The following is a 24,589-nucleotide window of genomic DNA, read 5'->3' as shown; positions in this document are numbered from 1 at the left end:
GGTAAAGACGCGGAGAAAAATTTCTGGCAGACTGTCTGTAAAGGCACGATGAGGTCTCTTCTGATTTGTTAGCGCAACCAGTAGATCACACTTCATCGTGCTTTTCATTTTTCTGGGGAACCCTCAGCCCGGTGGGAGAGGGAACAAACATAAAAAACGGCAACCGAGGTTGCCGTTTTGCATTTATTTTGCGTCATCCGGCAACGCATACGCGACAATATAGTCGCCCATCTTCGTGCCAAACGAACCGTGACCACCCGCAGAGATGACAACGTACTGCTTGCCATTCACTTCATAGGTCATCGGCGTTGCCTGCCCACCGGCTGGCAGACGGCCTTGCCACAGTTTCTCACCGTTGGTCATGTTGTACGCGCGCAGGTAGTTATCTGCGGTTGCCGCGATGAACAGCACGTTACCGGCGGTGGAAATTGGGCCACCCAGCATTGGCATACCCATGTTGAACGGCACCGGAACCGGCATCGGGAACGGCATGCTGTCCTGCGGGGTACCAATACGTTTTTTCCACACGATCTGGTTGGTTTTCAGATCCAGACCGGAGATATATCCCCAGGCAGGCTGTTTACACGGCAGACCAAACGGAGACAGGAACGGATTCAGGGTCACGCCAAACGGTACGCCATACTGCGGCTGAATACCGGCTTCGGTACCGCTGCCTTTCGCGTCTTTCGGCTGCTCCATCGGGTTACCCGGACCACGTGGGATCAGTTTAGAGACAAACGGCAGCGCCATCGGGTTGGCGATCGCTACCTGGCGGTTAGGGTCAACGGAGATCCCGCCCCATTCGAACATCCCAAGGTTACCCGGGAAGACCAGCGTGCCCTGCTCAGAAGGCGGGGTAAAGATGCCTTCATAGCGCAGCTGATGGAACATTACGCGGCACACCAGCTGGTCAAACATGGTGGCACCCCACATGTCTGCGCCGCTGAGGTCTTTCTTCGGACGGAAGCTCAGTTCGGAGAACGGCTGCGTTTTCGTGACGTAATCGCCTTTTGCCGCACCCTGAGGAACCGGTTTTTCCGGTGCAGGCACAACCAGCTCGCCGTTACGGCGGTCCAGTACGAAGATGTTACCGGTTTTCGCCGGAGCATAAATCACCGGAACGGTTTTGCCGTTAACGGTAATGTCCGCCAGCGTTGGCTGGGACGGCATATCCATATCCCACAGATCGTGGTGTACGGTCTGGTAGCTCCACGCCAGTTTACCGGTGGTCGCGTTCAGCGCCAGAATGGAGCTGGCATAACGTTCCTGCTCAGGGGTACGGTTACCGCCCCAGATATCAGGCGTGGTCACGCCCATTGGCAGGTAGACCAGATCCAGCTTCGCATCATACGCAGCCGGTGCCCAGGAGTTTGGCGAGTTGAAGGTAAAGGTGTGTTCATCAGACGGGATCGCGTTAGGATCTTTCGCGCCCGGATCGAAGGCCCACAGCAGTTTACCGGTATTCACGTCGAAACCACGGATAACGCCAGAGGTTTCGCGGGTAGAGAAGTTATCCGTGACCGAACCAGCAATCACGATGGTTTTATCAGTGATGATTGGCGGTGAGGTGGGTTCATACAGACCCGGCGTGGTGTCCGGCATGTTGGTCTGCAGGTTCAGGATACCTTTGTTGGCGAAGGTTTCGCACAGCTTGCCGGTTTCGGCGTTAATCGCGAACAGGCGGCCATCGTTCACCGGCAGCATAATGCGGCGAGGACAGTCGGCAATGACGTCCGGGCTGGCATTATCCGCAAGCGCTTCGTGGTAAGAGACACCGCGGCAGGTGATGTGCTGGAACGACGGGTTGGAGTTCAGCTGCGGTTCGAAGTGCCATTTCTCTTTACCGGTGGCCGCGTCGAGCGCGAACAGACGCTGGTGCGCCGTACACAGATAAAGCATGTTGCCCACTTTAATTGGCGTCACTTCGTTGGTCAGTTCACCCGGATCGTTTGGCATCTTCAGATCGCCGGTACGGAATACCCAGGCTTCTTTCAGGTTTTTCACGTTGTCCGCGTTGATCTGCTTCAGCGGGGAGTAGCGCTGACCTTCCTGGTTACGGCCATACGCTGGCCAGTCGCCGTCAGCCACCTGCGAGATAGCCGCCGCAGGGGTGGATTCTGCATTCAGCGTACCGTTGATCTCCTGCGGGTCGTTAAAGCCGGCCCAGGTCAGGATACCGCCACTGATTAGCAGAGCGACAAGCAGCGCCGCAACGGCACCGCTGGAAGGTACAATCAGGCGACGCCAGACGAACGGCAGGATCAGCCAGATACCGAAGAAGACCAGAATGTCGCTGCGTGGCGTCAGTGCCCAGAAGTCGAACCCGACTTCCCAGACGCCCCAGATCATGGTTGCGAGGAGTAATGCCGCATAAAGCCACAGTGCGGATTGTTTTCTACGCCAGAGCAGAACAGTTACGCCAAGCATAACCAGGCCCGCAATGGGGTAGTACCAGGAGCCGCCGATTGCGACCAGCCAGACGCCACCGATTAACAGGTACAGGCCGCAGAAGGCGGCGAATAACGCTGTTAGTGTCACCAGTAGACGCGGCTGTTTAGAGTTTGTTTCAGCCATAGAAAGTGTACTCGTCAGTTTTTGTTAATAATTTGCTAGCAACTAATTATAGGTATTAACAAGTGTGATCGGAATCACAATATTTGCTTTTTATAACTCATACGCCAGGCTTAGCCATTTGCTGATATAATGGCTGGCTTGCGTATCGATGCCGGAATAACATTCATCCGCATTGAGAGATTTTCATTAAAATCATATGGTTAGTAATATGAAACATACTGTTGAAGTGATGATCCCGGAAGCCGAGATCAAAGCGCGTATCGCCGAACTGGGTCGTCAAATCACCGAACATTACAAGGACAGCGGCAGCGAAATGGTGCTGGTTGGTCTGTTGCGTGGCTCTTTCATGTTCATGGCAGACCTGTGCCGTGAAGTGCAGGTGTCACATGAGGTCGATTTTATGACCGCCTCCAGCTATGGCAGCGGCATGTCCACAACCCGTGATGTGAAAATCCTGAAAGATCTGGATGAAGATATTCGTGGCAAAGATGTGTTGATCGTCGAAGACATCATCGACTCCGGTAACACGCTTTCTAAAGTGCGCGAGATCCTGAGCCTGCGTGAGCCGAAATCCCTGGCCATCTGTACTCTGCTGGATAAACCAGACCGCCGTGAAGTGCAGGTACCGGTGGAGTTTGTTGGTTTCTCTATTCCGGACGAGTTCGTCGTCGGTTACGGTATTGACTACGCGCAGCGTTATCGCCATCTGCCGTATGTTGGGAAAGTGGTATTGCTGGACGAGTAGTTGCGGCCTGATGCCCTCATCCCGTCCCTCTCCCACAGGGAGAGGGCGAAAATCCCCGCTTTATTTATGGTTCACATGCTTAAGCTTGAGGTTGGCAATGCCCGAACGGTAACGCTGCTCCAGCGTTTCGCGGTTGGTGGCGGTCACTTCCAGATTGCGCAGCAGGCCGTCGTGAATGCCGTACGCCCAGCCGTGGATAGAGACCTTCTGACCGCGCTTCCATGCTGACTGCATGATCGTTGAATGACCCAGGTTATACACCTGCTCCATTACGTTCAGTTCACACAGCGTGTCCATCCGGCGCTCCTGCGGCATTTCACCCAGCAGTGAGCTATGTTTGAACCAGATATCGCGGATGTGCAGCAGCCAGTTATCGATGAGCCCCAGTTCCGGGTTTTCCACAGCGGCCTGCACACCGCCGCAGCCGTAGTGACCGCAAATAATGATGTGCTCGACCTCCAGGACGTCTACGGCGTACTGAACGACAGACAGGCAGTTGAGATCGGTATGAATCACCAGGTTGGCAACGTTACGGTGAACAAACAGTTCGCCGGGCTCAAGGCCCGTCAGTCGCTCAGCCGGAACACGGCTGTCGGAACATCCAATCCAGAGAAAGCGTGGATTCTGCGCTTGCGCGAGCTTTCCAAAAAAACCGGGGTCTTCCTCCACCAGCATTTTTGACCATAGTGCATTGTTGCTGATGAGTGTATCTATGTTGTTCATGGAGGTTAGCGACCTGTAACCAAGTGATTGCGTTGCGCTACTATAGGGTAACCCGACTTTTAATGAAACCACACAACGTGTGTCAGAACCTAAGGTAAGTTTAATTCATGGCGATTGCACTGGAGCTTGAGCAGCTTAAAAAAACCTATCCGGGCGGCGTTCAGGCGCTACGCGGGATAGATCTCAAAGTAGAAGCGGGGGATTTCTATGCGCTTCTGGGGCCGAATGGCGCGGGGAAATCGACGACCATCGGCATTATCAGCTCGCTGGTCAATAAGACCTCTGGCCGGGTCTGCGTGTTTGGCTACGATCTGCAAAAAGATGTAGTCAACGCCAAACGTCAGCTCGGTCTGGTACCGCAGGAGTTCAACTTCAACCCGTTTGAGACGGTGCAGCAGATCGTCGTTAACCAGGCGGGCTACTACGGCGTTGAGCGAAAAGAAGCGTTAGCTCGCAGCGAAAAGTACCTGAAGCAGCTTGATCTATGGGAAAAACGTAACGAACGTGCGCGTATGTTGTCTGGCGGCATGAAGCGGCGTCTGATGATTGCCCGTGCGCTGATGCATGAGCCAAAACTGTTGATCCTCGACGAGCCCACCGCCGGGGTAGATATTGAGCTTCGTCGCTCAATGTGGGGGTTCCTAAAAGATCTCAACGACAAAGGCACCACCATTATTTTGACGACGCACTACCTTGAAGAAGCGGAAATGCTGTGCCGCAACATCGGCATCATTCAGAACGGGGAGCTGGTGGAAAACACCTCAATGAAGGATCTGCTCTCGAAGCTCAAATCAGAAACGTTCATTCTGGATCTGGCGGCAAAAAGCGCGCTGCCGAAGCTTGAAGGGTACCAGTATCGCCTGGTCGACACCTCCACGCTGGAGGTGGAAGTATTGCGGGAGCAGGGCATTAACAGCGTCTTCTCCCAGCTGAGTGCTCAGGGCATTCAGGTTTTAAGTATGCGTAACAAAGCGAACCGACTGGAAGAGCTGTTTGTCTCTCTGGTGCAGGATAAACAAGGAGACAAGGCATGACGCATCTTTATTGGGTCGCGCTGAAAAGCATCTGGGCGAAAGAGATTAACCGCTTTATGCGCATCTGGGTACAAACCCTGGTGCCGCCGGTGATCACCATGACGCTCTATTTCATCATCTTCGGTAATCTGATTGGTTCCCGCATTGGTGAGATGCATGGCTTTACCTATATGCAGTTTATCGTTCCGGGTTTGATCATGATGGCGGTGATCACCAACGCCTATGCCAACGTGGCTTCGTCTTTCTTTAGCGCTAAGTTCCAGCGCAACATTGAGGAGCTGCTGGTGGCACCGGTGCCAACGCATGTGATCATCGCGGGTTACGTCGGCGGTGGTGTAGCGCGCGGCCTGTGCGTCGGGATCCTGGTGACGGCTATCTCCTTGTTCTTCGTGCCGTTCCAGGTGCACTCCTGGCTGTTCGTGGGGCTGACGCTGCTGTTGACGGCGATCCTGTTTTCGCTTGCCGGTCTGCTGAACGCGGTGTTTGCCAAAACGTTTGACGATATCAGCCTGATCCCGACCTTTGTGCTGACGCCGCTGACCTATCTGGGTGGGGTGTTTTATTCCCTGACGCTGCTGCCGCCGTTCTGGCAGGCGTTGTCGCACCTGAACCCGATTGTCTACATGATCAGCGGTTTCCGCTTCGGCTTCCTCGGCATTACTGACGTACCGCTGTTCACTACCGTTGCGGTGCTGGTGGTGTTTATCGTCGCCTTCTACCTGCTGTGCTGGTACTTAATCCAGCGCGGACGCGGACTGCGCAGCTAACCTTCCGCCCGGTGACTTTCTGGTTGCCGGGCCTTTTCTTTGACTGTTATCACCGTAAGCTAATCTTCACTTCGCTAAACTACTCGCCTGCTAAGGAGAGAGTTATGCTGGGATGGGTCATTATCTGCCACGATGAACAGGCGCAGGAGATGTTGATAAAGCTTGAAGCCAGGTTTGGTCCACTGGCGCAGTGTCGTGCGGTGAATTACTGGCAAGGTCTGAGCACCAATATGCTGAGCCGGATGATGTGCGATGCCCTGCATGAAACCGACACTGGCGAAGGCGTTATCTTTCTCACCGATAAATCTGGCGCTGCGCCGTATCGCGCGGCTGCTCTGTTGAGCCACAAACACGACTGCTGCGAAGTGATCTCCGGTATTGATCTTCCCCTGCTTGAGTTAATGTATCCACGGCGTGAATTATTAAGCAGCGCAGAGTTTCGCGATGCCATCGTGGCGCAGGGTGAGCCGGGCGTCAGCAGCTTGTGGCATCAGCAGCAGAAAAATCCCCCCTTCGTTCTTCTTCACGACCTGTATAAGAATTAAACATTGGTATTGATGGTGCATTTGTTACAATGGCACCAGTTTATTCGTACCGATATCACAGACATGTTCACGCGTATTTTGTTCCTGTGCCTGCTGGTTCTCTCTGGCGGGGCATCAGCCAGTTTATTAAGTCAGCAAGGTCTTCCAGCCCAGTACATGCAAACCACTGAAGATGCGGCTATCTGGGCGCAGGTGGGAAACGAGGTCGTTAACGTCGGCCATGTCAGGGCCGGACAGATCCTTGCCGTTGTGCCTACCGCTGCGGATTATTACGAGTTTCGCTTCGGCTTCGGGACTGGATTTATCGATAAAGGCCATCTGGAGCAGGTGCAGGGAAAGCAGCGCGTTGAGGACAGCCTTGGCGATCTTAATAAGCCGCTCAGTAATCAAAACCTGATCACCTGGAAAGACACACCGGTCTACAACGCGCCGTCCAGCGGCAGTGCGCCATTCGGTACGCTGAGCGCCAATCTTCGGTATCCGGTTTTAAGCAAACTCAAAGACCGCTTAAACCAGACGTGGTACCAGATCCGTATCGGTAATCGCCTGGCATGGATCAGCAGCCTGGACGCGCAGGAAGATAATGGCCTCCCGGTGCTGACCTACCATCATATTCTGCGTGATGAAGAGAACACGCGCTTCCGGCATACCTCTACCACCACCAGCGTGCGCGCGTTCAATAACCAGATGGCCTGGCTGCGTGACCAGGGGTATACCACCCTGACAATGTATCAGCTGGAAGGGTATGTACGTAACAAACTGAACCTGCCGGCCAAATCGGTAGTGATTACGTTTGATGACGGGCTAAAGTCCGTAAGCCGCTATGCTTACCCGATTCTGAAAGAGTACGGGTTTAACGCCACGGCGTTTATCATCTCATCCCGCATTAAGCGACATCCGCAGAAGTGGGATCCGAAATCACTGCAGTTTATGAGCGTTCAGGAGCTGAAGGGCATCCAGGACGTGTTTGACATTCAGTCCCACACGCACTTCCTGCACCGCGTGGATGGTAACAAGCATCCGATTCTACTGAGCCGCAGCTACCACGTGATTTTGTTTGATTTCGAACGCTCGCGCCGGGCGCTGGCGCAGTTTAACCCGCGCGTGCTGTATCTCTCTTATCCGTTTGGTGGCTATGACAATAAAGCCATAAAAGCCGCGAATGACGCCGGTTTTCACCTCGCAGTGACAACGGTAAAAGGGAAGGTTAAGCCGGGGGATAATCCGTTCTTACTGAAACGCCTGTACATCTTAAGAACGGATTCGCTGGAGACCATGTCGCGGCTGATCAGCAACCAGCCGCAGGGCTAAGCTACTCGTAGGTGAACTGCAGGGTGCCGATGGCGCTGAACGTGCCTGAGGTGACTTTTTCTGTACCAGACTTAACTAACCGGGCCGTAAGTAACCAGCTGAATAGGGCAAGGGTAGTGTTCTCTTGTGCGGTAAAGCTGCTAGTTGAATTAGGCACTATCTGCCTGTTGTTCGGCCACAACAGTAACACGCCCACGCCTTTTGCCGCGTTCGACGATGCGGTGTTGGCGAGTAATGAGCCATCAGTCCCGGTTGTTTTACTGGTGGTCAACTTCACGGTGACTTTACGGGTGTTGGTGCAATTCCCTGTCACCCCAAAATCGGCGTTTATGGTTTTATCGTTCTCGATATCGGATACACCATAGTCCCCCAGGTCTACGGTTTTGGGAGCCGTGAGCGTGCAGGTGGGTTTTTCTATTGGTGTAATGAAGGCCATATTGGCTATGGTAATGGTCGGTTTGGGATGATCGTCTGGATCGGTTCCCACCGGGTCTCCAATGGTAATTTTTCCAATTGTTCCACCAACCGGGCCAATAGATACTACGTTAGCAGGAATACCGGCAAACGTGGGAAGTTGGTAAAATTCGACCATGGCCCGCCAGGCGCGATTATCCAGCAGCTCATCCTGGTCATTCATGTGTAATGCAAGAAACCAGCTCGTACTGGGAGCGAAATAGGCCGTGGCAGTATTGTCTACTGTGCCAAAAGCCAGAGCATAGGCTATTCCGGTTACATTGGTTTTGAATAAAGCTTTCCCATCAATACTGCCGACTAACAGACTGGCGTCTGCCAGGGTGAAAATGTTTTCGCCATGTTTTCCTAACGTGCATTTACTATTTAATCCGGGGCTCAGATCCAGGCGATATAGCGAGCTGATTTTTGTAGGAACAGCGACATTATCCACGATTTGCAGGGTCGGCTTTGCGCCATTGTAGTCGCCGATGGACTGCGTGTCGCCAAATCGAAATTTACATTCAAAATCTGCATGGGCGTAAAAGGCGCTCATGGTTAAAAGCATAAATAAAATGATAAAACCGTTAAAACGTGGGGACACGGTTATCCCAGGACGCTGTGCCATAATTGTTCCTTTTTAGCGTTGCCTGTTAGCGATATGTCACGCTGACTAATGCGCGCGCGGTCACTTTTCCTGCGCTGACCGGGCCGTAATTTTGGTAGCGGGCGTAAAAGTTATACGCTTTCAAATAGCTTTGTTGGTCTGATGGGGTCGCTATTTTGACCTCCACATCAGACTGCCCCTCGCTGTCGAGGACGTTTTGATTATTGGATTCAGAAAAAATAACAATCCCCACGTTTTCAGCGCCGCCAGCAAGGGCGGATGTTTCATTACTTAATATCTGTTTTGAAATCCCATCAATTTGGGCAGACTGCGGTTTAAAGGTAAAGTGCAGCGCTTGCCCGGCTCCCGATTCATCCCCGCTGCAGTCCACAACCTCAATCATAAAGCGTGTTCCTCCCGCGGGGTCTGCTGGTTGAAGTCGATCGGTGCCCTCCGCGGTATAAAACCACGTTTTTCCCACCGTTGGCAGCGTTACGCTTCCACTTTCTGGAATACTGACCTGGCACGTATTGTTGATAATATTTGCCGTCATATCCATTTCCAGGCTGGAGGCAAAACCCGCTGCGGGAAACCCCAGGCAGAGGGCCAGCCATGACATCGCATTTCTTAAGATTAAGCGGGACTGGAACATCCTGTTTAAGCTACCTGTCTGAATAAACATTATTGATAGGTCACAGTAAACGTCACGGGCGCATTGACCGAACCTGTCGTCACGTCCGAAATCGTTTTACCATTTGCAATGACGATGCGCGCATCCATTTCAAAATTTCCCGTCCCGTTAGACAGGTTGATGACAGACGTCGGGACAGTGGCGCAGTTCAATATGGAGCCTGAGTCGACAGAGCCTTTCCAGATTTCAAAACCGACGTTATGCCCGGCTGCATATGCGTTACCGGTACACGACCCGCCTGCACCCGGCATGGCCTGAATGGCGGCGTTTTTTACCCCGGCACAGTTCGTGAAGGCAATTTTGAAGGTTTCTCGTCGGCTCTGGCTCACCAGGTCAGACTTAAACACATCGCCAAACGGCAAAATGTCAATCGGGGCTCCGCTGGCGTTTTGAATCTCCGCGTTACAGGTCCCGGCCTCAATGGTGGATGTAAACGTTGCCTGCACGCTCGTCGTCCCCGTAATCGCACTTAACGCAACGGAAGGCAGGGTGGCAGTCATTGCAAGCACCAGTAATGTCATTTTCATTTTCATATCAACGCTCCGCATTGCTGCCAGTTATTCATAGGTGAAATTAAACGTAGCGATACCGCTAAAATTGCCGGTCGTGCCCTGGCCGTTTGCGGTTTCCACCAGCGTCGCCAGAAGTGGTACCTCGCCAGCACTTATCTCTCCGCTCGTCCAGACGAGGCGCTGTGTATCGGTGGATGAATTAATGACAAAAGGGGCATTCGGGGTGGCGGTACGGGAAATCGCCACGCCAATATTTTCCGCACTGCCGTCGCCGTAAAGTGAGTTCTTAAGTGCCGTCGTCAGCGGGCTGGCGCTACCGCTGATGGTGGTTTTCAGCGATGCCAGACTCGGCGGGCATGAGACCATTTTGAGTTTAAAGTTGGTCGTGGCTTTGGCATTTTTCAGGATGATGTAATCCAGGCGCACCTTGCCGTTAGTCCCAATGGGGATAACGTTGCTGGCGCCATCACCGCTGCCACCTTCGATTTTCATATCGCAGGTGGTGTCACGGATATTTGCGGTAAAGGTAATATCGAGATTATCGGCGTGTGTTTCCAGCGACAGCGCCATTAGCCCCGTGCTTAAAATAACTAACCCTGTTTTTTTCCAGGCTCTAAAAAGCATGTTTTAACTCCCTTTATAAGGCTGTGACGCGGCAGGTCTGGCCCGTCAGCAGCGTTGTCGGTCCAATCTTTTTCGCATCCGGTGGGATGTGGTAGGAGACGGTACAGGATGTGCCGGGCTCATTTCCCCAGACGATGTTTAACGTCCCTTTATCTTCAATTCCGCGGATCCAGGCCTGCCCGGCCTGACCCACGCTACCCACGGATACGCCCTGGTCGGTTTGCACATCGGCGCCTAACGGGATAAACCCGCCATCGTCACGCATCAGTTCCATTAACACTGAGCGCCCCTGATCGGTTTCAAAGTTAACCAGCACAACGGCACCGCTACGGGGAACGGTGGTGGAGCGGGTATTTTTCACTTCCACGTCAGAGTGCATTTCGCTGATATCAAGACCAACGCTGTTTTCACGGTAGGCGGACAGATAGGGTATAAGGGCATAGCCTGAGGCGCCGATTTCACCGTTACCGATAGAGACGCGGGCGCCTTCTGCCCCCTCAGCTTTAATTAAGGCAAGCGTATCGCTTTCGCTGATGCTGCCAGGGGCGAGTGTTACGCCACCGGAGTGCAGAACCATTCCGCCGCTATAGCTGGCAGAATATTGTCGTGTACCGTCATCTGAGGCGGAGACGGAAAGGCTTAGCGGTCCATGCGGGCCGTTGTAACTGCCGTACCCGCTTAACTGATTTAACGTATCGTCGTAACGCGTGGTGCTTTCGGTAATGCTGTAACTGAAGCGGTTATCTTCGGTGTTGCCATTGGCGCTGGCGTTAAAGCTACTGCCGCCTTTTAAATCGCTGCCGATGCCCGTCGTGAGTGAGGAGAAGCCACCCGCTCGCTTGCTGTTACCCATCAGCGTGTCGAATGGAATCGTGAGGTTCAGATAGACGCTGTCATCTTTTTCCCCAAACTCATTGTAGGTGCGCTGCACGGTGAGGCTATAACTTCCCCAGCTTAACGAATGACTGTGGCCAACCGAGTATTGCGCCGACGAACTGCTTTCATTCCAGTAGTCCTGCCAGGTTGAGTTGACATACAGCGATCCCAAATCAAGATCGGCAATATTCAGCGGTTGGCTGATATTCACCTGGATCTGGTTTTTCATGCGCTGGAAGGTCTGATACACGTCGCTGTTGTTACGTTCCGGGTTACGCTCCCTGTCACGGTATTTGATCTCATTGGTCAACGAGGCCGCATCGTTCAGGCTGAGATAGTCAGACGTCGAAAACCGGTAGGCGGCGACGTTGAAAGAGGTATTCGTGGCTTCCATAAGTTTGCTGTAGGAGACGCGATAACTTTCGCCCGTGAGATGTCGTAAGCCGTCTATCCGGGCATCCGAATGCGTGACATCAAGAGCGAATGCGCCGACTCCGGTATTCATGGCAATACCCAACAATGCGGCGTAGAAATCGCTATCGGTATATTCCAGGCCCGCATACCCCGTGAAGGTATTGGTTAAGCCATAGTAGCCCGTTGCATATCCCACCTTTGGTTTGTCACGCAGGCTGTCGTCACGCAGTTCACCCACGCCGACATCCCATCGGGAGTAGCCAGGACGAAGCATTTGTGCGACGGAAGAATAGGCGACTGAGAAGGAACGTTTGCTCCCATCCGTTTCTTCTACCGTGACAATGAGATCGCTACCGTAACCTGTTGTACTGAGATCGGTGATTTCAAACGGTCCTGGGGGGACGGAGGTTTCGTAAATCGTATTGCCGCTTTGGGCGATCGTGACTTTGGCGTTGCTGTTTGCAACCCCTCGGATCACCGGCGCATAGGTCGATATACCATTCGGAAGCATACGGTCATCGTTATATAAACGCGCCCCGCGCAGGCTAATGGAATCGAAGGCGTCGCCACGGGTATAGGAATCGCCGGCGATAAACTGCGCTTTCAGCGGCGTGATATCACGCTGAAGATAGATATCCTGGCTGGCGTAATGGGTACCGGAATCCTGATCCCAGTTCAGGTTGCCTCGCGCCCGGAGTCGCCATGGCCCAAGGTTTGCCCCATAGCGCAGACCAGCATAGGCCGTATCAGTGCTGGAATCCGGCATGTCTGCGTGCCAGCCGTTAAGATCCCATGAGAGCATGGCCACCGGGATCCCGTCTTCCCACAGTGAAGGATCGACAAATCCCGCAGGACGCTGAATGACGAAAGCCTGAGGAATGGAAAGGTCTAACTCCTGTGTGGAGGGATCGTAAGCCACACGCGAGCCGGGATAGGCGTCTGGCATAGAGACACAGGTGTCAGCAGAATCCTCCTCAGGGTGTTTCAGTTGCTCGGTGGTGACATTTGCCTGCGTGAGTAGTTTCGGGGTGATGCAGGGAGTGGCGCGCGGTGTGCCATTCTCCTTAAACAGAAGATCCGTGGTAACGGAAGGTTTCCCGTTAACGATCATCTTCACCTTATAGGTTCCGGCAATAACAGGGTTGCCTTTTGAAAAACGACTGATATCAATGGATGCGCCAGTGTTATAAAGAAACTGCTCGTTAAACTGCACGTCTTCTTCGTTATTATTTTCAGCAGCAAATGCACATAACGGCAATACCGCACTTATCGATAAACATAGTAGCGAACGTCTAAAGTGCATGATGAACTCTGTCCCAGGGCAACGCTAATTATACTTTTTGTGAATGTTCTGAAGCTGACAGGGAATCAATGCGGTATAGACTCATACTTATCAATTCCACCGAAATCATTAATGGCTTGCCAGGTTATTTTGCTATTTCCGGATGAGGTGTAATTTTTCACATTCATCGTCTGGCTTGAGAACGGTTCAATATAATGCGTTTCGATCTCGTAACTTTTACCGCCTGAAATAAGCGCCGCACTTGCCAGCGACACATAATAAGGCGAGTCATTTTTCGCACTTAAAACGATTTTTTGCCCTTGTCGGGTTTGGGACCACTTAAGATTTTTGGCCGCGTCTGTCGGTTCCCCTTTTAACCCAGTGGGACGGAAAAAGAGTTTAATACGGGTGCGGAAAGCAAGCTGAAGCATACTTTGGTTATCGCTCTCCTTAGCCTTCGGCGGAACTTCCAGAACGTTAAACCAGAACAGCGACTCTTTATCTTTTGGCAATGCCTGACCCAGCCAGGTGATTCTGACGGTTTGCCCTTTTTGCGGTTCAACACGCGAAACAGGCGGCGTCACAATAAAAGGCAGTTTCAGCTCCTGAGGGTTAGTGGTATCTCTTCCATCATCGAGCCAGGTCTGTACCAGCAGAGGCCGGGTGCCACGGTTATCCATTGACACCGTTACGTCTTTTGCCGATTCAGGATAAATGACACGGGTGCCGGAAATCACAATATCTGCACTGGCGTTAAGAGCAAACACGCTCATCGAGGCCAGCAGCAGGGCTTTTAGTCCGCTCTTAATATTCAGTACGTACATGTAAACTCTCAATAAATAGGCAAAAATGTGCCCAACAGGGCACATTAACGGGAGGGATAAAATTATTCGTAGCTCATGGTGAAGTACGCGTTGGCGCTGACTTTACCTGACTGCACTGGGTTCGTATCTTTCACCCAGTTGGAGCCCGGAACGTATGCAACGCGGTAGAACAGCTTGCCGGAACCGGCGGTGAGATTGGCTTTCTGCGTATTATTAGCAGGCTGGCCGACCATAATACGAGAAGATTCGGTAGGGGCATTATTATACAAGGCAAGTGCAACGTTGGTTGCTGAGCCTGCTACGTTGGCGTCAGGTTCAATAGTACCGTTTGCAATGGCACCCATATTTTTTGACATAAAGCTTGCTGAAGCAGTCTTTAATGTTCCTGGGCAGTTGGTGAGCAGCAGTTCAAAATTCTTAGAGCCGACACCGGTATCGACGGTGGTTGATTCAACATCAGATTTTTTAACAACCGGTAAGGTAATAGTAATATTATTTTGTGATTCGCCATTGGCGGTGGAAATATTACACGTTGTGTCTGTTACCGCACCGTCAAAGGTGATTAAACCGATATCGGTGTCTGCTATTGCTGAAAAAGAACCCATTGCAAACAAAGTTACAGCTGAAGCTAATAACGTTTTTTTTAACATAATTTAAATTCCATTTAAAAACATTGTACAGATTTAATTTAAGCAAAATGATGATAGGGATCTATGAATGGGTTGGGTATTTAAAATTGCTAAAAGCCATTATTAGAAAAATTGAATGTTTGATAAGTTATTGAAAATGATCTTTAAATTTGTTTTGAATGAACGGAGAGAGACGATTTTTATTGCAGCCAAATTATATTGGATTGTTTAGATTATAAATGACAAAGATCATTCCTTTAATTATATCATTCAGAATAATGTTTTTTTAAACCAAGAGAAACGCTGAGAGAGGAGAAAATAGGGGAAATAAATAGAGGAGAGGCTATGTATACAAAAAAAGGATGTTTTCTTTACCTTTGAGGAGCGGAACCTGAAGGCTCCGCTCCTGGCGGCATCAGGCAACCTGCACCGGAATCGCCTTCGCGGTGCGTTTCATCTCGTTGTCGCCTTCAAAATAGGCGACTTTAGGCTGCCAGCGGCGCGCCTCTTCGTCGGACATCATGACGAAGCTCGCGATGATCACAATATCCCCTACGTCTGCACAGTGCGCGGCGGCACCGTTAACGGAGATGATCTTAGACCCGCGCTCTGCGGCAATCGCGTAGGTGGAGAAGCGTTTGCCGTTGTTCACGTTCCAGATGTCAATCGCTTCGTTTTCAAGAATACCCGCCGCGTCGAGAAAATCCTGATCGATCGCGCAGGAGCCTTCATAGTGCAGGTCGGCCTGCGTGACTTTCACACGGTGAAGCTTACCTTGCAGCATTTTGCGAATCATTACGTGTACCTTTAATCATGCGTTAACCCCTCCTGTAAGAGGGGAGGGTAAGAAGGTTATGCCAGTTCAACCACTTTGTTGTCGATAAGGCGCGCCTGGCCGAGCCATGCAGCCACCAGAATAACCGCGCGCTTGCTGGCGTCGGTTAACTCAAGCAGCGTGTCAGCATCACGGATTTGAATATCGTCAGCGCGGAAGCCTTTATCGTTCAGCGCTTGTTCAGCCAGGGCCACGATCTCTTCAGCGGTCAACTCTTTCGCCGACAGTTGCTCTGCCATGGTATTCATGACTTTGCTTAATCCTGGGGCAATCTTACGCTGGTCAGCGGTCAGATAGCCGTTACGGGAGCTGAGCGCCAGACCGTCTTTGGCACGTACAATCGGCACGCCCACGATCTCGATATCATAACCCATGTCGGCAACCATCTTACGGATCAGCGCCAGCTGCTGGAAATCTTTCTCACCAAAGCAGGCAACGTCCGGCTGCACCAGATTGAACAGCTTGCTGACGATGGTGGACACGCCGCGGAAGTGGCCTGGACGGCTGGCCCCTTCGAGCATGGTCGAAATGCCCGGGACATCAACGTACGTGGACTCTTCCGTACCCTGAGGGTAGACATCTGCAGGTGCCGGCGCAAAGACGAAGTCCGCATGGCGCTTTTTCAGCTTCTCGCAATCTTCCTGCAGCGTACGAGGGTAGCGCGCCAGGTCGTCCGCGCGGTCAAACTGCATCGGATTAACGAAGATACTGACCACCACGATATCTGCACGGGCTTTCGCTTCGTCGACCAGTTTCATATGGCCGTCATGCAGGTTACCCATGGTCGGGACCAGTGCGATACGTTTACCTTCCTGTCGTGCACGGCGAATATGCTGGCGAAGCAGCGGCAGGGTTTCAATGATTAGCACAACGAGACTCCTTAATGGAAACTGTGTTCTTCACCCGGGTAAACACCGGATTCGACGTCGGCAATATACTGCCTGACCGCGGCGCGCATGTCGCCCGCTTCAGTAAGGAAATTTTTGGCGAATTTCGGGATATGGCCGCCGGTGATGCCAAAGGCGTCGTGCATCACCAGAATCTGACCGTCGGTCACGTTGCCAGCCCCAATCCCGATGACCGGAATAGACAGCGCGTCGGTGATGCGTTTTGCCAGCTCAACCGGTACACATTCCAGCACCAGCAGCTGTGCGCCCGCCGCTTCCAGCGCGAGGGCATCGTCAAACAGCGCCTGCGCGGCATCACCGCGGCCCTGCACCTTGTAACCGCCAAAGATATTGACGGATTGTGGCGTAAGGCCCAAATGTCCGCACACCGGCACGGCGCGTTCGGTGAGCATTCTTACCGTCTCCACCAGCCAGGCGCCGCCTTCGATTTTGACCATATTAGCACCTGCGCGCATCACGGCCGCCGCATTGTCGAAAGCCTGCTCCGGCGTGGCGTAAGCCATAAACGGCAGGTCGGAAAGCAGAAGGCAGGCAGGTGCACCACGGCGCACGGCTCGGGTGTGGTAAGCAATATCCTCGACCGTGACCGGCAGGGTAGAGTCATGTCCTTGTACCGTCATCCCTAACGAGTCCCCGACCAGCATGACGTTGATCCCCTCTTCGGCAAACAGTTTGGCGAAGCTGTAGTCATATGCGGTGATGGTGGCGAAGCGTCTCTTTTCCTGTTTGCATTTCTGCAGTAAGGAGATGGTGGTTGGTTTCATACTGTTTCCTGATAACCCAAAGCGAATCTTTGCGCATTCTAACAGTAACATTCGAGGGAACAATGATTTTAGGTCGTCTATTAGCCACAATTATTTTGTGGCTAATGCACGGGGGCACAGGCTTACCAGCGAGCGGGTTTTTCTGCGAGGAGGTTGTCCAGGATCTCCCTGAGTGGGATGCCGTCCGGGAAGGTGAGATCAGGGGCGACTTCAAACAGCGGCCAGAGCATAAATCCGCGATTTTTCATGTCGTAATGCGGCACCGTGAGGCGTGAAGTGTTAATCACCTCATTACCAAACAGCATGATGTCGAGGTCAAGGGTACGTGGCCCCCAGCGCTCTGCTTTACGCACGCGACCCTGTTGCAGCTCAATGCGCTGGGTGTTATCCAGCAACGTTTCGGCATCCAGCGCGGTGTCCAGCACCACGGCGGCGTTCAGATAATCAGGCTGATCCTGCGGGCCGAGCGGCGGTGTACGGTAAAACGAGGAGACTGCCACAATGCGGCTCTGGGGGATCTCACCCAGCGCCTGAACGGCAGCATTAACCTGCTCCAGAGGAGAGGCCAGATTGCTGCCGATAGCGATATACGCGAGGGTCATGCCGTGCCTTCGCGACGCGGTGCGCGCTTGCGCGGACGACGGTGACGACGACGCGGCGCCGGCTCTTCATCAAGGCCAGTGAGCATGTCTTTCTGCTCCGGCGGTGCGGAGACCTGGAACTCGGCCCACCACTGCGCCAGACGCTGCAGCTCCTGGTTGCGTTCAATTTCAGCACGCAGAGAGAGCAGATCAAAGGCCGCGCGGAACTTAGGATGCTCCATTAGCTTCCAGGCGCGTTTGCCCTGACGACGGGACATACGCAGCTGAAGCTGCCAGATATCGCGCACCAGCGTGGTAATACGTTTCGGAATGGCCAGCGTACGGCAGCCTTCGTCCAGCACGTCGTTTGCCGCCAGGGCGAAAGCGTCATAATAGGCGAGGCCGCTTTCCTGGGTAATGCGCTGAGCGGTTTCCAGCAGCGGATACCAGAACATCGCCGCAAACAGGAACGCCGGGTTCACACGCATATCGTTGCGGATACGGGTGTCGGTATTCTTCAGCACCTGCGCAATCATGCGTTCCATTGGGCTGTCACCATTTTCGGTGAAGTAGCGGGTAATGGACGGGAATAACGGCTGGAAAAGGTTGTATTCGCGCAGCAGGTTATAGGTGGCAAATCCGTGACCGGCTTGCAGCAGTTTGAGCGCTTCTTCGAACAGGCGGGCTGGCGGTACGTCATTGATAAGCGTCGCCAGACGCGGGATCGGCTCTGCCGTCTCCGGGCTGATGCGCATATCCAGCTTGGCGGCGAAACGCACGGCGCGCAGCATCCGCACCGGATCTTCGCGATACCGGGTTTCCGGCGTGCCGATCAGGCGAATCAGGCCCTCTTTCAGATCCTGCATGCCGCCGACGTAATCACGCACGGTGAAATCCGCCACGCTGTAGTAAAGGCTGTTGATGGTGAAATCGCGACGCTGGGCATCTTCTTCGATAGAACCGAAGATGTTGTCGCGCAGCAGCATACCGTTCTGGCCGCGCTGGGAAGTTGTGCGATCGGATGCGCCCGCTTCGTGGTGACCACGGAACGTCGCCACCTCAATAATTTCCGGCCCAAACATGACGTGTGCCAGACGGAAACGGCGGCCAACGAGACGGCAATTGCGGAATAATTTACGCACCTGTTCGGGCGTGGCGCTGGTCGTCACGTCGAAATCTTTGGGTTTTTTGCCCAGCAGTAAATCACGTACTCCACCGCCAACGAGATAGGCCTCGTAGCCCGCTTTATTCAGACGATAGAGCACCTTGAGGGCATTTTCACTGATATCTTTGCGGGAAATATTGTGCTGCTCACGCGGGATAACCGACATCTGTGGTTGCGCAATAGCGTCATTCGCCATGCTCTCTTCGCGGCTTAGCACTTTACGGCAAAAATTAGCGACTCGGGTAAAAATGGTACACCTCGTAGTGTGTTTTGTTATGAAAAAAGCGGCTAATCATAGCCCAGCGCAACGCATTTGAGAATGCTGGATTTTTGGCACGCTCGTGAGCGACCAGGTGGCAACGGCCTGTTTCAGCAATTCGTCAATGGAAAGATCCTGCCATTCGTTGGTTACATTCTGGTTGAGAAATCGTAACGCGTCGATCAAAACGGGGCGCGGATCGCCATCTGGCAGGGCGGGGGCGTGGTTTTGCTTCGACAGCTTATCGCCCCGCTCGTTGACGGCCAGCGGCAGATGAATGTAATCCGGTGCCGTCCAGCCAAACTGGTGATACAACGCTATTTGCCGCACCGTAGGTTCAACCAGATCGGCTCCGCGCACAATTTCGGTGACGCCCTGAAAGTGGTCATCCACCACCACCGCCAGGTTATAGGCAAACAGCCCGTCACGGCGGTGGATAATAAAATCTTCCCGTGCCAGCCGTTCATCCGCATGAATGTCGCCAGAGAGTAGGTCGTTAAAGTGAAGCACAGGGGCACGCTGGATCAGACGAACGGCGGCGTTTTCCGGGCCGTGGTTGAGCGTGCGGCAGTGGCCGTCATAGACGCCCCCCACGCTCTGTATGCGCGCGCGGGTACAGGTGCAGTTATATGAGAGCCCCTGCTCAGCGAGCCAGGCCAGACGTTCCCGGTAGGCGTCGTGACGTGTTGATTGCCAGACAACTTCGCCGTCCCAGTGAAGACCGTAATGTTCCAGCTGACGCAGAATGGTGTCTGCTGCACCGGGAACTTCACGCGGAGGATCAATATCTTCAATGCGGACTAGCCATTTACCCAGGCGTGCGCGAGCCTGCAGGTAGCTGCCGAGAGCGGCAATTAACGAGCCGAAATGTAATTCACCGGAGGGGGATGGCGCGAAGCGCCCGATATAGTGAGATTCAGACATATCAACAGTAATAAGGCGGGAGAGACTCCCGCCTTTGGAGTGGGTAAACAGGACCGGGATTAACCCGCCATCTGTTTTTCGCGGATTTCTGCCAGCGTTTTACAGTCGATGCACAGATCGGCGGTCGGACGCGCTTCCAGGCGACGAATGCCAATTTCAACACCACAGGATTCGCAGTAGCCAAAATCTTCGTCCTCGACCTTCTTCAGCGTTTTTTCGATCTTTTTGATCAGTTTGCGCTCGCGATCACGGTTACGCAGTTCAAGGCTGAACTCTTCTTCCTGAGCGGCACGGTCTACCGGATCCGGGAAGTTAGCCGCTTCATCCTGCATATGACTAACGGTGCGATCGACTTCATCCCTGAGTTGATTACGCCATGCTTCAAGAATACGCTTGAAGTGCGACAGCTGGGCTTCATTCATATACTCTTCGCCCGGTTTCTCTTGATACGGCTCCACCCCAGCGATGGCGAGAATACTCAGGGACGATGTTTTACGGTTTTGCCCTTCTTGCATGTTGCTTCTCCTTAACACGCACTATCGATCCCCGTGTTGGGGGAAAAATCAGGTCGCTATAAATAGCAGATGCTTTTCCGTATGGCAATTATCTAAACGTAACACTTGACAAGCCTGTGAGGAAAAGCGTATTTGCGCACGCGGCCAGAACACTTATTCATCAATCGTCTATTCCCTTATAAGACAATGGGAAGAGAGGATCTCAGAGTCATATTATCGGCAGAAAGTTCCGCTTTATAAGCCAAAACCTCTACCCCCTGCTTTTGTGCCTCATTCAACAATTGCGCGTATTTGAGATCAATATGGCGGGCTGGAGAAAACCGTTCAATGGCTGAGTGCAAAACCGCAAACAGCAGTACGGCGCGTTTGCCCGCCGCCGCAACACTCATCAGCTCCCGCAGATGCTTTTGTCCCCGTAGCGTGACTGCATCCGGGAAATAGCCATTTTCCTGATCCGCTAACGTGACTGATTTGACTTCAATATAGCACTCGGGACGGTCTTCCGCCTGTAACATAAAGTCAATTCTGCTGCCTTCATCGCCATATTTCACTTCAGATTTATGGGTGCCATAACCCACCAGTTCGGGAAGGGTTCCGTTCGTCAGAGCCTCCTTAACTAATTGATTCGCGCGCAGGGTGTTAACGCAAATAAAAGCCCCTTGTTGGGTTTGCGTCATTTCCCAGGTGTGAGGATATTTGCGTTTAGTATTTTCTGAAGTGGAATACCAGACCGTGTCACCCGGTGTCGCACATCCCGTCATTGCCCCGGTGTTGGGGCAGTGCAGCGTTAACGGCTCCCCTTTAGGGGTGACGACATCAGCGAGAAAACGCTTGTAACGTTGAATAAGCGTGGCGTGTTGCAGTGCAGGACTAAACTTCATCAGAATTCCTTAGGGTATCGCCCAGCGTCCAGCGCTGGAGCGGCGTATAGCGGGTGCGTCCTTGTGAAAAAACAGATTCGTACAGCGCGAAAGAGGTCACCGGAAATGCCCAGTGAAAGCCCGGTGGCGGGATAGCAACGGCCTGACCGGCATCGCGCAGTAGCGTAATGTGAGGATGAAACGGCTGCGGGCTCTGGTAACAGCCGCTGCGTGCCGCCTGGGCGCGCAGCATATTCGCAAGCTGTAATAATCCGCGCGGCGGCTGGCGCGTGCCCAGCCAGACGACGCGGGAGCGGAGCCACTGCCCCGCATCGTCAAGGGTCAGCGTAAATCCCGGCTGGGAAATCCGACCGGCCATCGCCGCCAGGGCGCGCTGTTTCTCGCCGCTGACCTCGCCCAGAAAAGCCAGTGTCAGGTGGAGGTTTGCCGCAGCAACCGGGCGGCCCGCTTCGGGCGGGAAATGTTCGGCGCGCCAGCGAACAATTTGCCGTTGGAACGGCGCGGGCAGCTCAATGGCGAAAAACAGTCGTTTCGACTCAGACATACAGGGGACTCGGTAATGATATGCGCCGATGCTACAATGTACGCCGACTAATGTTAACCCTCTGGAGCTGTTAGTGTCCTCATTGCCGGTCGCCGTCGTCCTTCCTGAACTGCTCGCTGCCTTGCAGGATGCCCCGCAGGTTTTACTTAACGCCCCTACGGGTGCCGGTAAATCCACCTGGCTACCGCTGCACATTCTCAACGCAGGCATTATCAGCGGGAAGATTATCCTGCTGGAGCCGCGCAGGCTGGCCGCGCGCAACGTGGCGCAGCGCCTGGCGGAACTGCTGAATGAAAAACCGGGCGAGACGGTAGGCTACCGTATGCGCGCCGAAACCTGCGTCGGCCCGTCCACGCGGCTTGAAGTGGTGACCGAAGGGATCCTCACCCGTATGCTGCAAAACGATCCGGAACTGTCCGGCATCGGGCTGGTGATTCTGGATGAGTTCCACGAGCGCAGCCTGCAGGCGGATCTGGCGCTGGCGCTGTTGCTGGACGTCCAGCAGGGGTTACGGGACGATCTCCGACTGCTCATCATGTCGGCCACGCTGGATAACGAGCGGCTACAGCAGACGTTACCGGATGCGCCGGTCATCACCTCCGAAGGGCGCGCGTTTCCGGTTGAGCGCCGCTATCAGCCGCTTCCTGCCCATCAGCGTTTCGATGAAGCGGTGGCGATCGCCACGGCTGATTTGCTTCGTCAGGAATCCGGTTCGCTGCTGCTGTTTTTGCCGGGCGTTGGCGAAATCCAGCGGGTGCAGGAGCAGCTTGCCGCCCGGGTGGGCAGCGACGTAATGCTCTGCCCGCTCTACGGCGCACTGTCGTTGAGTGACCAGCGCAAGGCCATCCTTCCCGCGCCGACGGGGCAGCGTAAAGTGGTACTGGCCACCAATATTGCCGAAACCAGTCTGACCATTGAAGGCATTCGCCTGGTGGTGGACAGCGCCCAGGAGAGGGTAGCCAGTTTTGACCCGCGCACCGGGCTGACAAAGCTGCTGACGCAACGCATCAGCCAGGCGTCGATGGTTCAGCGAGCTGGCCGTGCCGGGCGTCTTGAGCCGGGCATCTGTTTACATCTCATCAGCGCAGAACAGGCCGAACGCGCGGCTGTGCAGAGCACGCCGGAAATTTTACAAAGCGATCTTTCGGGGCTGATCATGGAACTGTTGCAGTGGGGTTGCCCCGAGCCCGCGCAGTTAACCTGGCTCAATGCGCCTCCCGCGGTAAACCTGGCGGCGGCGCGCGCGTTGCTGACCCAGCTAGGGGCGCTGGACGGCGAAAGGCTATCATCACGTGGGCAGAAAATGGCCGCGCTGGGTAACGATCCCCGGCTGGCGGCGATGCTGGTGGCCGCGCAGGGGGATGATGAAATTGCCACGGCGGCGAAACTGGCGGCTATCCTTGAGGAGCCGCCTCGTGGTGCAAATTGCGATCTGGCGCAGGCCTTTTCACGTAATCAGGGGAACTGGCAGCAGCGCGCGCAGAAGCTCTGTAAACGGCTTAACAGCCGTGGTGGTACGCCGGACGCTGACAGCATTGCGCCTCTCCTGGCGCAGGCATTTGCCGACAGGATCGCGCGTCGTCGCGGGCTGGATGGACGCTACCAGCTGGCAAACGGCATGGGTGCGATGCTGGACAGCGATGACGCCCTGACGCGCCATGAATGGCTGATTGCGCCGCTCTTGTTGCAGGGTAGCCACTCGCCCGATGCCCGAATTTTGCAGGCCGTGGCTGTGGATATCGATGCCCTCACGCGCGCCTGTCCGCAGCTGCTTCAGCAGTCCGACATCGTCGAGTGGGATGATGCGCAGGGTACCCTGAAGGCATTTCGTCGTAGCCAGATAGGTAAACTGACCCTGGGGACGAAGCCGCTGGCAAAGCCATCGGAAGAGGAGCTGCACCAGGCAATGCTGAACGGTATCCGGGAAAAAGGTTTAGGTGTTCTGAACTGGACCCCGGAGGCCGAACAGTACCGTATTCGTCTGCACTGTGCCGCGCGCTGGTTGCCGGAGTATGCTTGGCCGGCGGTGGATGATGACTCGTTACTTGCGTCGCTGGAAACCTGGCTCCTGCCGCAAATGAGCGGTGTACACTCGCTGCGGGCACTAAAAGCGCTTGATGTTAAGGTCGCGTTACAGAATTTACTCGACTGGTCGTTACGTCAACGTCTGGATAGTGAACTGCCAGGGCATTACACTGTGCCGACCGGCAGCCGGATTGCCATTCGTTATCACGAGGATAATCCACCGGCGCTGGCGGTACGGATGCAGGAGATGTTTGGCGAGGCGACCACGCCATCCATTGCCGAAGGGCGCGTGGCCGTGGTGCTTGAGTTGTTGTCACCTGCGCATCGCCCGCTGCAGATTACCCGCGATCTGGGCGCATTCTGGGCGGGGAGCTACCGTGAAGTGCAAAAAGAGATGAAAGGGCGTTATCCCAAACATGTCTGGCCGGACGATCCGGCGAATACGGCACCGACACGGCGGACGAAGAAATATTCGTAAAGGGGAGTGCGGCCTGATGCCCTCACCCCGACCTCTCCCACAGGGAGAGGGAGAAAAGCAATTTTGAGAGATTTCTTCTTTCACAGGTCAGTGGAAGAAATG

The 24,589-nt window shown here is 54.0% G+C and carries 24 protein-coding genes; 6 read left to right on the top strand and 18 right to left on the bottom strand.

Annotated features, from left to right (window positions below):
• Window positions 1–183: 183 nt before the first annotated feature.
• A complete protein-coding gene (locus APU11_RS12560) occupies window positions 184–2,574 on the bottom strand; it encodes a pyrroloquinoline quinone-dependent dehydrogenase (RefSeq protein ID WP_058650420.1) in 2,391 nt (796 codons plus the stop codon).
• Window positions 2,575–2,782: 208 nt separating this feature from the next.
• On the opposite strand from APU11_RS12560, the gene hpt reads away from it, so the two are divergent.
• Window positions 2,783–3,319, top strand: a complete 537-nt coding sequence (gene hpt / locus APU11_RS12555; RefSeq protein ID WP_013095614.1) for a hypoxanthine phosphoribosyltransferase — start codon at window positions 2,783–2,785, stop codon at window positions 3,317–3,319.
• A gap of 60 nt (window positions 3,320–3,379) precedes the next feature.
• Here the strand turns inward: hpt and can are convergent, their stop codons facing one another.
• Window positions 3,380–4,042: a carbonate dehydratase gene (gene can, locus APU11_RS12550; RefSeq protein WP_013095615.1), complete on the bottom strand. Its 663-nt coding sequence runs from the start codon at window positions 4,040–4,042 to the stop codon at window positions 3,380–3,382.
• A gap of 107 nt (window positions 4,043–4,149) precedes the next feature.
• Between can and APU11_RS12545 the strand changes: the two genes are divergently transcribed.
• The 4 genes from APU11_RS12545 (at window position 4,150) to APU11_RS12530 (ending at window position 7,699) form a co-directional block, all read left to right on the top strand.
• Complete coding sequence (locus tag APU11_RS12545) at window positions 4,150–5,076, top strand: ABC transporter ATP-binding protein (RefSeq protein ID WP_013095616.1); 927 nt, start codon at window positions 4,150–4,152, stop codon at window positions 5,074–5,076.
• Window positions 5,073–5,843: an ABC transporter permease gene (locus APU11_RS12540; protein ID WP_013095617.1), complete on the top strand. Its 771-nt coding sequence runs from the start codon at window positions 5,073–5,075 to the stop codon at window positions 5,841–5,843. Before APU11_RS12545 ends, APU11_RS12540 begins: the two co-directional genes overlap by 4 nt.
• A 104-nt stretch (window positions 5,844–5,947) precedes the next feature.
• A complete protein-coding gene (locus APU11_RS12535) occupies window positions 5,948–6,388 on the top strand; it encodes a PTS sugar transporter subunit IIA (protein WP_058650417.1) in 441 nt (146 codons plus the stop codon).
• Between the two features lie 63 nt (window positions 6,389–6,451).
• The gene (locus tag APU11_RS12530; RefSeq protein ID WP_029883642.1) at window positions 6,452–7,699 is read left to right on the top strand and encodes a polysaccharide deacetylase family protein; all 1,248 of its coding nucleotides are present in this window, start codon (window positions 6,452–6,454) and stop codon (window positions 7,697–7,699) included.
• 1 nt (window position 7,700) lies between these two features.
• Here the strand turns inward: APU11_RS12530 and APU11_RS12525 are convergent, their stop codons facing one another.
• From APU11_RS12525 to thpR, 16 genes are all read right to left on the bottom strand, one after another.
• A complete protein-coding gene (locus APU11_RS12525) occupies window positions 7,701–8,777 on the bottom strand; it encodes a fimbrial protein StkG (protein WP_058650416.1) in 1,077 nt (358 codons plus the stop codon).
• Between the two features lie 25 nt (window positions 8,778–8,802).
• Window positions 8,803–9,408, bottom strand: coding sequence for a fimbrial-like protein (locus tag APU11_RS12520; protein ID WP_072200412.1), 606 nt, complete (start codon window positions 9,406–9,408; stop codon window positions 8,803–8,805).
• A 29-nt stretch (window positions 9,409–9,437) separates the two neighbouring features.
• Window positions 9,438–9,980: a fimbrial protein gene (locus tag APU11_RS12515; protein WP_058650414.1), complete on the bottom strand. Its 543-nt coding sequence runs from the start codon at window positions 9,978–9,980 to the stop codon at window positions 9,438–9,440.
• 24 nt (window positions 9,981–10,004) lie between these two features.
• The gene (locus tag APU11_RS12510) at window positions 10,005–10,583 is read right to left on the bottom strand and encodes a fimbrial protein (protein ID WP_058650413.1); all 579 of its coding nucleotides are present in this window, start codon (window positions 10,581–10,583) and stop codon (window positions 10,005–10,007) included.
• Between the two features lie 13 nt (window positions 10,584–10,596).
• Window positions 10,597–13,176: an outer membrane usher protein gene (locus APU11_RS12505; RefSeq protein ID WP_058650412.1), complete on the bottom strand. Its 2,580-nt coding sequence runs from the start codon at window positions 13,174–13,176 to the stop codon at window positions 10,597–10,599.
• A 65-nt stretch (window positions 13,177–13,241) separates the two neighbouring features.
• Complete coding sequence (locus APU11_RS12500) at window positions 13,242–13,979, bottom strand: fimbrial chaperone (RefSeq protein ID WP_013095625.1); 738 nt, start codon at window positions 13,977–13,979, stop codon at window positions 13,242–13,244.
• Window positions 13,980–14,041: 62 nt separating this feature from the next.
• Complete coding sequence (locus APU11_RS12495; protein ID WP_013095626.1) at window positions 14,042–14,629, bottom strand: fimbrial protein; 588 nt, start codon at window positions 14,627–14,629, stop codon at window positions 14,042–14,044.
• Between the two features lie 394 nt (window positions 14,630–15,023).
• Window positions 15,024–15,404: an aspartate 1-decarboxylase gene (gene panD, locus APU11_RS12490; protein WP_003856284.1), complete on the bottom strand. Its 381-nt coding sequence runs from the start codon at window positions 15,402–15,404 to the stop codon at window positions 15,024–15,026.
• A 56-nt stretch (window positions 15,405–15,460) separates the two neighbouring features.
• A complete protein-coding gene (gene panC, locus APU11_RS12485; RefSeq protein ID WP_013095627.1) occupies window positions 15,461–16,312 on the bottom strand; it encodes a pantoate--beta-alanine ligase in 852 nt (283 codons plus the stop codon).
• A gap of 11 nt (window positions 16,313–16,323) precedes the next feature.
• Window positions 16,324–17,115 carry a 3-methyl-2-oxobutanoate hydroxymethyltransferase gene (gene panB, locus APU11_RS12480; protein ID WP_013095628.1) on the bottom strand — a complete coding sequence of 264 codons (792 nt, stop codon included), beginning with the start codon at window positions 17,113–17,115 and terminating at the stop codon, window positions 16,324–16,326.
• Between the two features lie 122 nt (window positions 17,116–17,237).
• Window positions 17,238–17,717, bottom strand: a complete 480-nt coding sequence (gene folK / locus APU11_RS12475) for a 2-amino-4-hydroxy-6-hydroxymethyldihydropteridine diphosphokinase (RefSeq protein ID WP_058650411.1) — start codon at window positions 17,715–17,717, stop codon at window positions 17,238–17,240.
• Entirely contained in the window at window positions 17,714–19,111 is a 1,398-nt protein-coding gene (gene pcnB / locus APU11_RS12470) for a polynucleotide adenylyltransferase PcnB (RefSeq protein ID WP_072193776.1), read from the bottom strand. The genes folK and pcnB overlap by 4 nt, the downstream gene beginning before the upstream one ends.
• Window positions 19,112–19,153: 42 nt before the next feature.
• On the bottom strand, window positions 19,154–20,044 hold the full coding sequence (gluQRS, locus tag APU11_RS12465; protein ID WP_058650410.1) for a tRNA glutamyl-Q(34) synthetase GluQRS: 891 nt from the start codon (window positions 20,042–20,044) through the stop codon (window positions 19,154–19,156).
• Window positions 20,045–20,103: 59 nt separating this feature from the next.
• The gene (dksA, locus tag APU11_RS12460; protein WP_013095632.1) at window positions 20,104–20,559 is read right to left on the bottom strand and encodes an RNA polymerase-binding protein DksA; all 456 of its coding nucleotides are present in this window, start codon (window positions 20,557–20,559) and stop codon (window positions 20,104–20,106) included.
• 176 nt (window positions 20,560–20,735) lie between these two features.
• Window positions 20,736–21,440, bottom strand: a complete 705-nt coding sequence (gene sfsA / locus APU11_RS12455; protein WP_058650409.1) for a DNA/RNA nuclease SfsA — start codon at window positions 21,438–21,440, stop codon at window positions 20,736–20,738.
• On the bottom strand, window positions 21,430–21,984 hold the full coding sequence (thpR, locus tag APU11_RS12450) for an RNA 2',3'-cyclic phosphodiesterase (protein ID WP_058650408.1): 555 nt from the start codon (window positions 21,982–21,984) through the stop codon (window positions 21,430–21,432). Before thpR ends, sfsA begins: the two co-directional genes overlap by 11 nt.
• Before the next feature lie 73 nt (window positions 21,985–22,057).
• On the opposite strand from thpR, the gene hrpB reads away from it, so the two are divergent.
• Window positions 22,058–24,487: an ATP-dependent helicase HrpB gene (gene hrpB, locus APU11_RS12445; RefSeq protein ID WP_058650407.1), complete on the top strand. Its 2,430-nt coding sequence runs from the start codon at window positions 22,058–22,060 to the stop codon at window positions 24,485–24,487.
• The last annotated feature ends 102 nt before the right edge of the window (window positions 24,488–24,589 follow it).

The sequence above is a fragment of the Enterobacter sp. 50793107 genome, from assembly GCF_001463365.1.
In the GTDB taxonomy this organism is placed as follows: domain Bacteria; phylum Pseudomonadota; class Gammaproteobacteria; order Enterobacterales; family Enterobacteriaceae; genus Enterobacter; species Enterobacter cloacae.
The sequence above is the reverse complement of the archived record's forward strand: the minus strand, read 5'-3'. Positions and strand labels throughout refer to the sequence as shown.

Excerpts from the sequence above, each read along its gene's own strand:
- APU11_RS12560 (WP_058650420.1), bottom strand. The coding sequence starts at position 2,574 with ATGGCTGAAACAAACTCTAAACAGCCGCGTCTACTGGTGACACTAACA.
- hpt (WP_013095614.1), top strand. The coding sequence starts at position 2,783 with ATGAAACATACTGTTGAAGTGATGATCCCGGAAGCCGAGATCAAAGCG.
- can (WP_013095615.1), bottom strand. The coding sequence starts at position 4,042 with ATGAACAACATAGATACACTCATCAGCAACAATGCACTATGGTCAAAA.
- APU11_RS12545 (WP_013095616.1), top strand. The coding sequence starts at position 4,150 with ATGGCGATTGCACTGGAGCTTGAGCAGCTTAAAAAAACCTATCCGGGC.
- APU11_RS12540 (WP_013095617.1), top strand. The coding sequence starts at position 5,073 with ATGACGCATCTTTATTGGGTCGCGCTGAAAAGCATCTGGGCGAAAGAG.
- APU11_RS12535 (WP_058650417.1), top strand. The coding sequence starts at position 5,948 with ATGCTGGGATGGGTCATTATCTGCCACGATGAACAGGCGCAGGAGATG.
- APU11_RS12530 (WP_029883642.1), top strand. The coding sequence starts at position 6,452 with ATGTTCACGCGTATTTTGTTCCTGTGCCTGCTGGTTCTCTCTGGCGGG.
- APU11_RS12525 (WP_058650416.1), bottom strand. The coding sequence starts at position 8,777 with ATGGCACAGCGTCCTGGGATAACCGTGTCCCCACGTTTTAACGGTTTT.
- APU11_RS12520 (WP_072200412.1), bottom strand. The coding sequence starts at position 9,408 with ATGTTCCAGTCCCGCTTAATCTTAAGAAATGCGATGTCATGGCTGGCC.
- APU11_RS12515 (WP_058650414.1), bottom strand. The coding sequence starts at position 9,980 with ATGAAAATGAAAATGACATTACTGGTGCTTGCAATGACTGCCACCCTG.
- APU11_RS12510 (WP_058650413.1), bottom strand. The coding sequence starts at position 10,583 with ATGCTTTTTAGAGCCTGGAAAAAAACAGGGTTAGTTATTTTAAGCACG.
- APU11_RS12505 (WP_058650412.1), bottom strand. The coding sequence starts at position 13,176 with ATGCACTTTAGACGTTCGCTACTATGTTTATCGATAAGTGCGGTATTG.
- APU11_RS12500 (WP_013095625.1), bottom strand. The coding sequence starts at position 13,979 with ATGTACGTACTGAATATTAAGAGCGGACTAAAAGCCCTGCTGCTGGCC.
- APU11_RS12495 (WP_013095626.1), bottom strand. The coding sequence starts at position 14,629 with ATGTTAAAAAAAACGTTATTAGCTTCAGCTGTAACTTTGTTTGCAATG.
- panD (WP_003856284.1), bottom strand. The coding sequence starts at position 15,404 with ATGATTCGCAAAATGCTGCAAGGTAAGCTTCACCGTGTGAAAGTCACG.
- panB (WP_013095628.1), bottom strand. The coding sequence starts at position 17,115 with ATGAAACCAACCACCATCTCCTTACTGCAGAAATGCAAACAGGAAAAG.
- folK (WP_058650411.1), bottom strand. The coding sequence starts at position 17,717 with ATGACCCTCGCGTATATCGCTATCGGCAGCAATCTGGCCTCTCCTCTG.
- gluQRS (WP_058650410.1), bottom strand. The coding sequence starts at position 20,044 with ATGTCTGAATCTCACTATATCGGGCGCTTCGCGCCATCCCCCTCCGGT.
- dksA (WP_013095632.1), bottom strand. The coding sequence starts at position 20,559 with ATGCAAGAAGGGCAAAACCGTAAAACATCGTCCCTGAGTATTCTCGCC.
- sfsA (WP_058650409.1), bottom strand. The coding sequence starts at position 21,440 with ATGAAGTTTAGTCCTGCACTGCAACACGCCACGCTTATTCAACGTTAC.
- thpR (WP_058650408.1), bottom strand. The coding sequence starts at position 21,984 with ATGTCTGAGTCGAAACGACTGTTTTTCGCCATTGAGCTGCCCGCGCCG.